This window comes from Streptomyces sp. NPDC101237 (assembly GCF_044767465.1).
Classification (GTDB): Bacteria; Actinomycetota; Actinomycetes; order Streptomycetales; family Streptomycetaceae; genus Streptomyces; species Streptomyces gramineus.
Genome location: NZ_JBIWNY010000019.1, coordinates 160114 through 173199, shown reverse-complemented (window position 1 = coordinate 173199; position 13086 = coordinate 160114). Strand labels below are relative to the sequence as shown.

Annotated in this window: 8 protein-coding genes; 5 read left to right on the top strand and 3 right to left on the bottom strand. The window is 70.0% G+C overall.

Annotated features, from left to right (window positions below):
* Window positions 1-115: 115 nt before the first annotated feature.
* A complete protein-coding gene (locus tag ACIRQ9_RS27485; RefSeq protein ID WP_404178856.1) occupies window positions 116-787 on the top strand; it encodes a response regulator in 672 nt (223 codons plus the stop codon).
* A gap of 105 nt (window positions 788-892) precedes the next feature.
* Here ACIRQ9_RS27485 and ACIRQ9_RS27480 read toward each other — a convergent pair whose 3' ends face one another.
* The 3 genes from ACIRQ9_RS27480 to metH form a co-directional block, all read right to left on the bottom strand.
* On the bottom strand, window positions 893-2497 hold the full coding sequence (locus tag ACIRQ9_RS27480; protein WP_404178853.1) for an ABC transporter substrate-binding protein: 1605 nt from the start codon (window positions 2495-2497) through the stop codon (window positions 893-895).
* Window positions 2498-2921: 424 nt separating this feature from the next.
* On the bottom strand, window positions 2922-3623 hold the full coding sequence (locus ACIRQ9_RS27475; protein WP_404178850.1) for an HAD family hydrolase: 702 nt from the start codon (window positions 3621-3623) through the stop codon (window positions 2922-2924).
* A gap of 157 nt (window positions 3624-3780) precedes the next feature.
* On the bottom strand, window positions 3781-7296 hold the full coding sequence (metH, locus tag ACIRQ9_RS27470; protein ID WP_404178847.1) for a methionine synthase: 3516 nt from the start codon (window positions 7294-7296) through the stop codon (window positions 3781-3783).
* Window positions 7297-7669: 373 nt separating this feature from the next.
* On the opposite strand from metH, the gene ACIRQ9_RS27465 reads away from it, so the two are divergent.
* The 4 genes from ACIRQ9_RS27465 to ACIRQ9_RS27450 all read left to right on the top strand — a co-directional run bounded on the left by ACIRQ9_RS27465 (window position 7670) and on the right by ACIRQ9_RS27450 (window position 12840).
* A complete protein-coding gene (locus ACIRQ9_RS27465; RefSeq protein WP_404178844.1) occupies window positions 7670-8434 on the top strand; it encodes an IclR family transcriptional regulator in 765 nt (254 codons plus the stop codon).
* Between the two features lie 321 nt (window positions 8435-8755).
* On the top strand, window positions 8756-9550 hold the full coding sequence (locus tag ACIRQ9_RS27460) for an MIP/aquaporin family protein (RefSeq protein WP_404178841.1): 795 nt from the start codon (window positions 8756-8758) through the stop codon (window positions 9548-9550).
* A gap of 81 nt (window positions 9551-9631) precedes the next feature.
* Window positions 9632-11170, top strand: a complete 1539-nt coding sequence (glpK, locus tag ACIRQ9_RS27455; protein ID WP_404178838.1) for a glycerol kinase GlpK — start codon at window positions 9632-9634, stop codon at window positions 11168-11170.
* A 53-nt stretch (window positions 11171-11223) separates the two neighbouring features.
* Entirely contained in the window at window positions 11224-12840 is a 1617-nt protein-coding gene (locus tag ACIRQ9_RS27450; RefSeq protein ID WP_404178835.1) for an FAD-dependent oxidoreductase, read from the top strand.
* Window positions 12841-13086: the final 246 nt, after the last annotated feature.

The following is a 13086-nucleotide window of genomic DNA, read 5'->3' as shown; positions in this document are numbered from 1 at the left end:
AGATCGGCGGCGCCTCGTCGGCACCGGTGAGCGGGGTCCGGTGCGTCCGGCCGCCGCGCGGCGTTCTGTCCGCCGGCCCGGTCCAGAAGACATCCCCCACCGAAGGAGACGCCCTGTGGCCATCCGTGTCCTACTGGTCGACGACCAGCCGCTGCTGCGAACCGGGTTCCGGATGATCCTGGAGGCCGAGCAGGACATCGCCGTCGTCGGCGAGGCCGGAGACGGTCTCCAGGCGCTCGACCAGGTGCGCGCCCTCCAGCCCGACGTGGTGCTGATGGACATCCGGATGCCGCGGATGGACGGCGTGGAGGCGACCCGGCAGATCACCGGGCCCGACCGGGACGGCCCGGCGAAGGTGCTGGTGCTGACCACGTTCGATCTGGACGAGTACGTGGTGGAGGCGCTGCGCGCGGGGGCCAGCGGCTTCCTCCTCAAGGACGCCCCGGCCAACGAACTGGTGCAGGCGATCCGGGTGGTGGCGGGCGGTGAGGCGATGCTGGCGCCGAGCATCACGCGCCGGCTGCTGGACAAGTACGCCACGCATCTGCCGTCCGGCGAGGAGCCGGTGCCGGACACCCTGCACACGCTGACGGACCGTGAGGTGGAGGTGCTGAAGCTGGTCGCGCGCGGACTGTCGAACGCGGAGATCGCCGCCGACCTGTTCGTCAGCGAGACCACGGTGAAGACGCATGTCGGGCACGTGCTGACCAAACTGGGGCTGCGGGACCGTGTGCAGGCGGCGGTGTACGCGTACGAGAGCGGCCTGGTGCGTCCCGGCGCCCAGTAGGCCCCGGCCGCTCGTCACCCGCCAGGACGCGCCACGACGGGAAGGGCGCCCCACTCGATCGAGTGGGGCGCCCTTCCCGTAGGCCGAGACCGTGGTGAGCGGTCGTCAGTTGCCGGTGCCGCGGCCCAGCTCCCACAGCTGCAGGCTGGAGGAGGAGTTGAGGGCGTAGGCGACACCCGTGATGTCGTCGCGGGCGGCGACGTACTGCTTGCCCTGCCACAGCGGGAGCACCGGGACCTCGTCGGCGACGATGTCCTGGATCTCCGTGAGGCTGCCGGACGCGCTGACGCGGTCGGCGGTGCGGCGGGACTCGGGGATCAGCTTGTTGATGATCTTGCTGTTGGCGTACGGCGACGCGAGGAAGTTGTTCTTGTCGAGGAACGGCGCGAGGAAGTTGTCGGCGTCCGGGAAGTCGGGGAACCAGCCCATGCCGTAGACGTCGTACGCCTGCTTGCGCTCGGCGGTCTGGTACGTCGACCAGGGGGTGCCCTTGATGTCGACGTCGAACAGGCCGCTGCTGTTCAGCTGCTGCCGCAGGACCTCGAACTCGTCCTTGGTGGCCGGGCCGTAGTGGTCGGTCGTGTAGTGCAGCGTCAGCTTCACCGGGGTGGTGATGTTGGCGCCGGCCAGCAGGGCCTTGGCCTTGTCGACGCTGGGGTCGCCGTACTTGTTGAAGAAGGCGTTGGAGTGGCCGGTCACGGAGGCCGGGACCAGCGAGTACAGCGGCTCGGCCTGCGAGCCGTACACCTTGGCGACGAGCGAGGCGCGGTCGACGAGCTGGGCCATCGCCTGGCGGACGGCCAGGGTCTTGACCGTCGGCGCGTTGGTGTCGAAGCCGAGGTAGCGGATCTCCAGGCCGGACATCTCGACGAGTTCGACGTTGGAGTCGTCACCGGCGTCGAGCTTGTTGATCTGGGACGGCGACATGCTGCGGCTCATGACGTCGATGTCGCCCTTGTCGATCGCCTGGCCCATGGCCTCGGCGTCCTTGAACGACCGCATGACGACCTTGTTGTTGTTCACCGTCACGCTGCCCTTGTAATTCGGGTTCTTGGTGAAGGTGGCGGAGACCATCTCGTCGTTCTGGACGTCGGCCTTGAAGGTGTAGGGCCCGGAGCCGTCGATGTCGAAGCCGTCGCGCAGCTTGTCCTTGACGTAGTCCTTCGGGTTCACGATGCCCGCGACCGGCGTGGACAGCTTGTACGGGAAGGTGGCGTCCGGCTTCTTGAGGTGGAAGATGACCTCGCGGTCTCCCTGGGTCTCCACCGTGTCGATGTTCGACAGGAGGGAGAAGACACCGCTCTCGGCCTTGATGCGCAGGGCACGCTCGACGGAGTACTTGACGTCCGCGGCGGTGATCGCGTCACCGTCGGAGAACTTCAGGCCCTCGCGCAGCTTGCAGGCGTAGCGCTCGCTGCCGCTGTCGGTGAAGGAGCAGCTCTCCGCGGCGTCCGGGACCGGGTCACCGTCGCCCTTGGGCTGCGACATGAGGGTCTGGACCGTCTGGCGCAGGATGTTCCAGCCGCCGACGTCGTAGGAGTAGGCGGGGTCGACCGGCGCCGGGTGGTCCTTCGTGGCGGTGAACCGGTCGGTGGTGCCGACCACGATCGCGCCGTCGCCGTTGCTCCCACTGTCGGATCCACCGCAGGCGGCGAGAACCGGAGTGAGCAGACCGATGACGGCCGGCAGCACCAAAGTCTTGCGGTTCATGCTCGAAGTTCTCCAGAGCTGATCGAGTCCGTGTATCCCGCAAACAGGGGTGTGGAAGCGGATCACGGGGGTAGCGGCGATGTTCTCGCGCTGACATTAGTCCGCGCCCGCAGGAGGGCTCGCGGGCCCCTGAGTTGAGGTTCCATCACGCAGTGGAACCGGCTGCGGACAGACCGAAAACCCGACGGCGGCAGGATTTAGTGCTTCCTCTGCCCAATCGGGACACAAGGGTGCCTGATTTCCCCCCGATCAGGGGGGAAGCGGCACACGCGGGCAACGTTGTCGACCCCCGTGCACGTGGGGAACATCACACGCGCGGCGATCAGAGGCGGCGACAGAATTCAGCCGGTTGAACAGTTGCGAATTCCGTTGAATGAGCTGAGCGGGGATTTCTTCCAATGCCGCTCGCACGCTGGGTGAACGGCTAGCGCATTTCCGTCATCAGTCCGCGCAGAAATGCCAGGTCGACGTCTTCCAGGGAGCCGACCACGGTACGGCGCTCGGCGGGGGCGATGGGTGCCACGGACGGGACGGCGACCACCTGGCAGCCGGCGGCCTCGGCGGCGGCGACCCCGGTCGCGGTGTCCTCGATCACCGCGCACCTGGCCGGATCCACGCCCAGGCCCGCGGCGGCCAGCAGGTACGGGTCCGGATAGGGCTTGGTGCGGGAGACCTCGTCGCCGGCCACGGAGAGGGTGAAGTGGTGGGGGCCGAGCGAGGTCAGGACCCGGTCGATGATGCGCCGGTGCGAGGCGGAGACCAGGGCGGTGGGGATCTGCTGCTCGTGGAGTTCGGCGAGCAGCCGCTTGGCGCCCGGCATCAGCGGCAGGGTGGTGCCGATGCGCTGCTCGAAGCCCTCGTTGAGGAGCACGCTGAGCTCGGCGAGCGTGATGGCGGCGCCGGTGGCCTCGATGAGGAACCCGGCGCTGCGGGTCATGGGGCCACCGACCACCACATGGCGCCAGGAGTCGTCGAGGGTGTGGCCGAGGCGGGCGAAGATCTCGACCTCGACGTCCCACCAGAAGCCCTCGGTGTCCACCAGGGTGCCGTCCATGTCGAGGAGCACCGCCTGGAGGGCCGAGCCCTCCGCCGTGCGGGTTCCGAGCGCGGGGACCGTGCTGGTCATCCACGTACCTCCTTGAGGGACGAGCAGGCCGGTTCCCATGCGGGGAACCGGCCTGCTGTGGACCGACCAGTGTACGACTTACCCGATCAGTGCGCTCTGTGGCACGCGTCTCGGTCCCGCGGGGCACACGTTCGGCCCACGGCCGCCGTCGCAGGGCTCAGCGCGCGTTGAAGTACTTCGCCTCCGGGTGGTGGATGACGATGGCGTCGGTGGACTGCTCGGGGTGCAGCTGGAACTCCTCGGACAGCCGGACGCCGATCCGCTCGGGCCGGAGCAGGTCCGCGATCTTGGCCCGGTCCTCCAGGTTCGGGCAGGCGCCGTAGCCGAGCGAGAACCGCGCGCCCCGGTACTTGAGGGCGAACATGTCCTCCATCGCGCCGGGGTCCTCGCCGGCGAAGCCCAGCTCGGAGCGGACCCGCGCGTGCCAGTACTCGGCGAGCGCCTCGGCCAGCTGGACCGACAGGCCGTGCAGTTCGAGGTAGTCCCGGTAGGAGTTGGCCTCGAAGAGCTCGGCGGTGCGCTCGCCGACGCGGGAGCCGACGGTGACGACCTGGAGGCCGACCACGTCCGTCTCGCCCGATTCCTCGGGACGGAAGAAGTCCGCGAGGCACAGCCGGCGGCCGCGGCGCTGGCGGGGGAAGGTGAACCGGGTCCGTTCGTTGCCGCCCTCGTCCAGGATGATCAGGTCGTCGTCCTTGGAGACGCACGGGAAGTAGCCGTAGACCACGGCCGCTTCCAGCAGGTTCTCGGTCTGGAGCTGGTCCAGCAGGCCGCGCAGCCGGGGGCGGCCGTCGGTCTCGACGAGTTCCTCGTACGTCGGCCCCTCGCCGGTGCGGGCCTGCTTGAGACCCCACTGGCCCTTGAAGAGGGCGCCTTCGTCCAGCCAGCTCGCGTACTCCTTGAGCTGGATGCCCTTGATGACGCGGGTGTCCCAGAACGGCGGGGTGGGCACCGGGTTGTCGACGGCGACGTCGGAGCGGACGTGGCCCTCCTCGGGCCGTTCCTCGGCCTCGACGGTGGCGGCCGGCCGTACCCGGCGCTGCTTCAGCTCCGGCAGGCCGGCGCCGGGCACCCCGCGCTTGACGCCGATGAGCGCGTCCATCAGCCGCAGGCCCTCGAAGGCGTCGCGGGCGTAGCGGACCTCGCCCTCGTAGATCTCGTGCAGGTCCTGCTCGACGTAGGCCCGGGTGAGGGCGGCGCCGCCCAGGATCACCGGGTAACTGGCGGCCAGGCCGCGCTGGTTCAGCTCCTCCAGGTTCTCCTTCATGATCACCGTGGACTTGACCAGCAGGCCGGACATGCCGATGACGTCGGCCCGGTGCTCGTCGGCGGCCTCCAGGATCGCGGAGACGGGCTGCTTGATGCCGAGGTTGACGACGTTGTAGCCGTTGTTGGACAGGATGATGTCGACGAGGTTCTTGCCGATGTCGTGGACGTCGCCGCGCACGGTGGCCAGCACGATGGTGCCCTTGCCCTCGGCGTCCGACTTCTCCATGTGCGGTTCGAGGTAGGCGACCGCGGACTTCATGACCTCGGCGGACTGGAGGACGAACGGCAGCTGCATCTGGCCGGAGCCGAACAGCTCGCCGACGACCTTCATGCCGTCCAGCAGGGTCTCGTTGACGATGTCGAGGGCGGGGCGGTCCTGGAGGGCCGCGTCGAGGTCGGCCTCCAGGCCGTTCTTCTCGCCGTCGATGATGCGGCGCTTGAGGCGCTCGTCCAGCGGGAGCGCGGCCAGCTCCTCGGCCTTGCCGGCCTTGAGGGACTTGGCGGTGGCGCCCTCGAAGAGGGCCATCAGCTTCTGGAGCGGGTCGTAGCCCTCGGCGCGGCGGTCGTAGACGAGGTCGAGGGCGGTGCGCACCTCCTCCTCGGAGAACCGGGCGATCGGCAGGATCTTGCTCGCGTGCACGATCGCCGAGTCCAGGCCCGCCTTGACGCACTCGTCGAGGAAGACCGAGTTGAGCAGGATGCGGGCCGCCGGGTTGAGTCCGAAGGAGATGTTGGACAGGCCGAGCGTGGTCTGGACGTCCGGGTGGCGGCGCTTGAGCTCGCGGATCGCCTCGATGGTGGCGATGCCGTCGCCGCGGGACTCCTCCTGGCCGGTGCAGATGGTGAAGGTCAGGGTGTCGATGAGGATGTCCGACTCGTTGATGCCCCAGTTCCCGGTCAGGTCCTCGATCAGCCGTTCGGCGATCTCGACCTTCTTCTGGGGGGTGCGGGCCTGGCCCTCCTCGTCGATGGTCAGCGCGATCAGCGCGGCGCCGTGCTCCCGCGCCAGGGCGGTGACCTTGGCGAAGCGGGACTCCGGGCCGTCGCCGTCCTCGTAGTTGACGGAGTTGATGACGGCGCGCCCGCCGAGCTTCTCCAGGCCGGCCCGGATGACCGGGACCTCGGTGGAGTCCAGCACGATCGGCAGGGTGGAGGCGGTGGCGAAGCGGCCGGCCAGCTCCCGCATGTCGGCGACGCCGTCCCGGCCGACGTAGTCCACGCAGAGGTCCAGCATGTGGGCGCCCTCGCGGATCTGCTCGCGGGCCATCTCCACGCAGTCGTCCCAGCGGGCGTCGAGCATGGCCTCGCGGAACTTCTTGGACCCGTTGGCGTTGGTCCGCTCGCCGATGGCCAGGTACGAGGTGTCCTGGCGGAACGGCACGGTCTGGTAGAGGGAGGCTGCGCCGGGCTCGGGACGCGGGCTGCGCTCGGGCGGGGTGACGCCGCGGACCCGCTCGACGACCTGGCGCAGGTGCTCGGGCGTGGTGCCGCAGCAGCCGCCGATCAGGGAGAGGCCGTAGTCCCGTACGAAGGTCTCGTGGGCGTCGGCCAGTTCGGCGGCGGTGAGGGGGTAGCTGGCGCCGTCCTTGCCGAGGACGGGCAGGCCGGCGTTCGGCATGCAGGACAGCTTGATGCGCGAGTGCCGGGAGAGGTAGCGCAGGTGCTCGCTCATCTCGGCGGGGCCGGTCGCGCAGTTCATGCCGATCATGTCGATGCCGAGCGGCTCCAGCGCGGTGAGCGCGGCGCCGATCTCGGAGCCGAGCAGCATGGTGCCGGTCGTCTCGACGGTGACGGAGACGATGATCGGCACGTCCAGGCCGGCGATCTCGCGGGCGCGGTGGGCGCCGATCACGGCGGACTTGGTCTGGAGCAGGTCCTGGGTGGTCTCCACGATCAGCGCGTCGGCGCCGCCCGCGATCAGGCCCTCGGCGTTCTGCTGGAAGGCGTCGCGGAGGGTGGTGTACCCGATGTGGCCGAGGGTCGGCAGCTTGGTGCCGGGGCCGATGGAGCCGAGCACCCAGCGCTGGCGGCCGTCCCGCGCGGAGTAGGCGTCGGCGGTCTCCCGGGCGATGCGGGCGCCGGCCTCGGACAGTTCGTGGACGCGCTCGGGGATGTCGTACTCGGCCATCGCCGCGTGGTTGGCGCCGAAGGTGTTGGTCTCGACGCAGTCCACGCCCGCGTCGAAGTACGCCTCGTGGACCGAGCGCACGATGTCGGGGCGGGTGACGTTGAGGATCTCGTTGCAGCCTTCGAGCTGCTGGAAGTCGTCCAGGGTGGGGTCCTGGGCCTGGAGCATGGTGCCCATGGCTCCGTCGGCGACCACCACCCGGGTGGCGAGCGCCTCGCGGAGCGCGGACACACGGGTCCGGCTGTCGGCGGCAGGGGACGGTGGCGACGAGGCCATGAAGGGCTCCCTTGGATGCGACGGCTGTCGGCTATGCGGTCCACCGGGCTCGGCCCGGCGGACGCACTGCGCCAGCCTAACCGGGTGGCGGCCCGGATGGGCAGGACGTCCATGTGGCGGACGAGTGAGGAGGCAGGTGAGGTGCCGGATGGGCGAGTATGTCGCCCACCACGGCGTAGGCGCCGCCCGCGAAACCCGGTCCTCGGCCGGGCCCGCGGGCGACACGCGGGGTAAGCGCGGACCACGCCTGGTGTAACAGGTGTCGACCGACCATTAGCGGGGAGTCGACATGGACCGGTAGGGTTCGACATTGCCGAACGACGGTTACGGCAGTCTTACGGCGAAGGCCGTAGGGGACGGAGGCAGGACTGCGATGGCACGGAACATCCAGTCGCTCGAACGGGCGGCCGCGATGCTGCGACTGCTGGCGGGCGGCGAGCGACGGCTCGGGCTGTCCGACATCGCCTCGTCACTGGGTCTGGCCAAGGGCACCGCGCACGGCATCCTGCGCACCCTCCAGCAGGAGGGGTTCGTCGAGCAGGACGAGGCCTCGGGGCGCTATCAGCTGGGCGCCGAGCTGCTGCGGCTGGGCACCACGTACCTGGACGTGCACGAGCTGCGGGCCCGGGCGCTGGTGTGGACCGACGACCTGGCCAGGTCCAGCGGGGAGAGCGTCCACCTGGGCGTCCTGCACCAGCAGGGCGTGCTGATCGTGCACCACGTCTTCCGGCCCGACGACAGCCGGCAGGTGCTGGAGATCGGGGCGATGCAGCCGCTGCACTCCACGGCTCTCGGCAAGGTGCTGTCGGCGTACGACCCCGTGGCGCACAGCGAGGTCCTGGAGGCCGACCGCAAGCCCTTCACCGACCGCACGACCTGCGACCTGGACGCCTTGGAACACGTCCTGGACGTCACGCGCGCGCGGGGGTACGCGGCGGACGTGGAGGAGACCTGGGAGGGCGTGGCCTCGATCGCGGCGCCCATCCACGACCGCAGGCGGATGCCGGTGGGCGCGCTGGGCATCACGGGCGCGGTGGAACGGCTGCGCAAGGACGGCGAGCTGCGGCCCGAGTTGATCGCCGCGGTACGGGACTGCGCCCGCGCGGTGTCGCGGGACCTGGGCGGCGGACGGTTCTGACCGCACGCCGCTGATCACCCTCCAAGGCCGGTCCGCCTGTCGGCGGACCGGCCTCAGTCGTACCCTGATGCGGACAGAACAGGACATAAAGGCAATTCGCCGATCAATAACGATCGCGCTTCAGGTAGCAGAACTCTTGACGCACGCGTAACGCCAGGGCGAGACTCCCGTCCATCGGTCGGCATTGTCGAACACCTACCGGCAATACGCGCTAGAGTGTGACAACGCCAAAGGCCGAATTCGCTCTCACCCACGAGGGCGCCAACACCCCGACGGGACTCGGGGTTCGGCTTCCCTGGACGAAGGACAAAGGAGTCGCGGGTGTCCAGCTCCGACATCTTCATCGGCGAGACCATCGGTACCGCCGTACTCATCCTGCTCGGCGGCGGCGTGTGCGCCGCCGTCACGCTCAAGGCCTCCAAGGCCCGCAACGCCGGCTGGCTCGCCATCGCCTTCGGTTGGGGCTTCGCCGTCATGACGGCGGTCTACATCTCCGGACCGCTGTCCGGCGCCCATCTCAACCCGGCCGTCACCGTCGCCCTCGCGATCAAGAACGACGACTGGAGCAACGTTCCGGTCTACTTCGCGGGCCAGCTGCTCGGCGCGATGATCGGCGCGGCCCTGGTGTGGGCCGCCTACTACGGCCAGTTCCACGCGCACCTGACCGACCGCGAGATCGTCGGCGGACCCGGCGCCCAGGCCACCGCGGCCAAGGCCGTCGAGGCCGAGGAGAAGGGCGCGGGCCCGGTCCTCGGCATCTTCTCCACCGGCCCGGAGATCCGGAACGTGGTGCAGAACCTCGCCACCGAGATCATCGGCACCGTCGTGCTGATCCTGGCGGTCCTCACCCAGGGCCTCAACGACAACGGCAACGGCCTCGGCGTCCTGGGCGGCCTGATCACCGCGCTGGTCGTCGTCGCCATCGGTCTCTCGCTCGGCGGTCCGACGGGCTACGCCATCAACCCGGCCCGTGACCTCGGTCCCCGGATCGTGCACGCACTGCTCCCCCTGCCCAACAAGGGCGGCTCCGACTGGAGCTACGCCTGGATCCCGGTGGTCGGTCCGCTGATCGGCGGAGCGATAGCCGCGGGTATCTACAACGTCGCCTTTGCTTAGAAGCAGACCTCCGCTACCGGCAGACCACGGCTGACGCAGCAGACGTACCGCCCCACACCACGGATCCTCGAGGAGCACACAGTGACCGACGCCCACACCGCAGGCCCGTTCATCGCCGCGATCGACCAGGGCACGACCTCCAGCCGCTGCATCGTCTTCGACAAGGACGGCCGTATCGTCTCGGTCGACCAGAAGGAGCACGAGCAGATCTTCCCCAAGCCGGGCTGGGTCGAACACGACGCCAACGAGATCTGGACCAACGTCCAGGAAGTCGTCGCCGGAGCCGTCCAGAAGGCCGGCATCACCCGCGACGACATCAAGGCCATCGGCATCACCAACCAGCGCGAGACCACCGTGCTGTGGGACAAGAACACCGGTGAGCCGGTCTACAACGCCATCGTCTGGCAGGACACCCGCACCGACGCCCTCTGCCGGGAGCTCGGCCGCAACGTCGGCCAGGACCGCTTCCGCCGCGAGACCGGGCTCCCCCTGGCCTCCTACTTCGCCGGCCCCAAGGCCCGCTGGCTGCTCGACAACGTCGAGGGCGTCAAGGAGCGCGCCGAGGCGGGCGACATCCTCTTCGGCACCATGGACAGCTGGGTCATCTGGAACCTGACCGGCGGTGTCGACGGCGGCAAGCACTACACCGACGTCACCAACGCCTCCCGCACCCTTCTCATGAACCTGCACACCATGCAGTGGGACGAGAAGATCGCCGAGTCCATCGGCGTGCCGCTGCAGATCCTGCCCGAGATCCGCTCCTCCGCCGAGGTCTACGGCGAGGTCACCGGCGGCCCGCTCGGCGAACTGCTCGGCGGCATCCCGGTCGCCTCCGCGCTCGGCGACCAGCAGGCGGCCCTGTTCGGCCAGACCTGCTTCTCCGAGGGCGAGACGAAGTCCACCTACGGCACCGGCACCTTCATGGTGATGAACACCGGCGACAAGATCATCAACTCCTACGCGGGCCTGCTGACCACGGTCGGCTACAAGATCGGCGAGGAGCCGACGGTCTACGCGCTGGAGGGCTCGATCGCCGTCACCGGCTCGCTGGTGCAGTGGATGCGCGACCAGATGGGGCTGATCTCCACCGCGGCCGAGATCGAGACGCTCGCGCTCTCGGTCGAGGACAACGGCGGCGCCTACTTCGTACCGGCGTTCTCCGGCCTGTTCGCCCCGCACTGGCGTTCCGACGCCCGCGGTGTGATCGCCGGCCTGACCCGGTACGTCACCAAGGCGCACCTGGCCCGCGCCGTCCTGGAGGCCACCGCCTGGCAGACCCGTGAGATCGCGGACGCCATGGTCAAGGACTCCGGCGACGAGCTGGTGGCCCTGAAGGTGGACGGCGGCATGACCGCCAACAACCTGCTGATGCAGCAGCTCGCCGACGTCCTCGACGCACCGGTGGTGCGCCCGATGGTCGCCGAGACCACCTGCCTCGGCGCCGCCTACGCCGCCGGCCTCGCCGTCGGCTTCTGGTCCAGCACCGACGAACTGCGCGCCAACTGGCGCCGGGCCGCCGAGTGGACCCCCCGCATGGACGCGGAGACCCGCGACCGTGAGTACAAGAACTGGCTCAAGGCCGTCGACCGGACCATGGGCTGGATCGACGACGAGAGCTGACGAGAGCGCGCACGCTCTCACGATCGAGCTCTGACGAGGAGTAAGAACCCGACATGACCAGTCAGTCCACCCTGCAGTCCGTGCCCGCCCTGGGAACGCACCCGGCCTCCGGCTCGCTGCCGAGCCGGGCCGAGACCCGGGAGCAGCTCACCAAGGCGTCGTACGACCTTCTTGTGATCGGCGGCGGCATCCTGGGCATCTCCACCGCCTGGCACGCCGCGCAGTCCGGCCTCAGGGTGGCCCTGGTCGACGCCGGCGACTTCGCCGGCGCCACCTCCTCCGCCTCCTCCAAGCTCCTCCACGGCGGTCTGCGCTACCTGCAGACCGGCGCGGTGAAGCTGGTGGCGGAGAACCACTTCGAACGCCGTGCGGTCTCCCGCCAGGTGGCTCCCCACCTGGCGAACCCGCTCACGTTCTACCTCCCCGTGTACAAGGGCGGTCCGCACGGCGCCGCGAAGCTCGGGGCGGGCGTCTTCGCCTACTCCGCGCTCTCCGCGTTCGGTGACGGCGTCGGCCACCTGCTCTCGCCCTCCCGGGCCCAGCGGGACGTGCCGGAGCTGCGCACCGAGAACCTCAAGGCCGTGGCCGTGTACGGCGACGACCAGATGAACGACGCCCGCATGGCGCTGATGACGGTCCGAGCGGCCGTCGAGGCGGGCGCGGTCGTCCTCAACCACGCCCAGGTCACCGGCCTGCGCTTCACCAGGGGCCGGGTCACCGGCGCCGACCTGAAGGACGCGGTCTCCGGCGAGGAGTTCGGCGTCAACGCGCGGCTGGTGCTCAACGCGACCGGCCCGTGGGTCGACCACCTGCGCCGCATGGAGGACCCGAACGCGGCCCCGTCCATCCGGCTGTCGAAGGGCGCGCACCTGGTCCTGAAGCGGACGGCTCCGTGGAAGGCCGCCCTGGCGACCCCCATCGACAAGTACCGGATCACCTTCGCCCTGCCCTGGGAGGACATGCTCCTGCTCGGCACCACCGACGAGGAGTACGAGGGCGACCCGGCGGACGTCTCCGTCACCGAGAAGGACACCGCGCAGATCCTGGACGAGGCCGCGTTCTCGGTCCGGGACCAGCAGCTCCGGCGTGACCTGATCACCTACGCCTTCGCCGGCCTGCGGGTGCTGCCGGGCGGTCCCGGCGACACCGCCAAGGCCAAGCGGGAGACCGTGGTGACCGAGGGCCGGGGCGGCATGCTGTCCGTCGCGGGCGGCAAGTGGACCACCTTCCGGCACATCGGCCGCACCGTCATGGAGAAGCTGGAGGCGCTGCCGGGCCACCCGCTGGGCGACGACTTCGAGCCGATCGCCTCGCTGCCGAAGAAGCTGCCGCTGCCCGGCGTCGCCAACCCGCGCGCGGTCGCCCACCGCCTGCTGGTGGACAACCCGGCCCCCGGCCCGCGGATGGCCGCCGACACGGCCAAGCACCTGGCCACGCACTACGGTTCGCTCGCCTTCGACATAGCCCGGATCGCCAACGAGCACCCCGAGCTGGCCGAGCGCGTCCACCCGGACGCCCCGGAGATCTGGGCGCAGGTCGTCTGGGCCCGCGACCACGAGTGGGCCGAGACCACGGACGACGTGCTGCGCCGCCGGACCACGCTGACGATCCGCGGCCTGGCCACGGACGACGTCAAGGCGAAGGTCCAGGACCTGCTCGACAAGAAGTGACCGCGCGCGGCCGGAGGCTTCGGCGGGCGGCCGTCGCCCCCGGTCCGCTGCGGCCGGCGCGGTGAACGCCTGAACCCCCGGCCCCACCGTACCGGGGCCGGGTTCTGGAGGGGCGGCTCCCCCTCCCCTGGGGAGCCGCCCCTCACCCCTGCGTGCGCCCCGTGGCCGCGCCCGCGCGCCCATGCCGTCGCCCCGTGCCCGGGGAAACTGCCCGGCCGACACCTTCTCGCCACCGTCCGCTCCCCG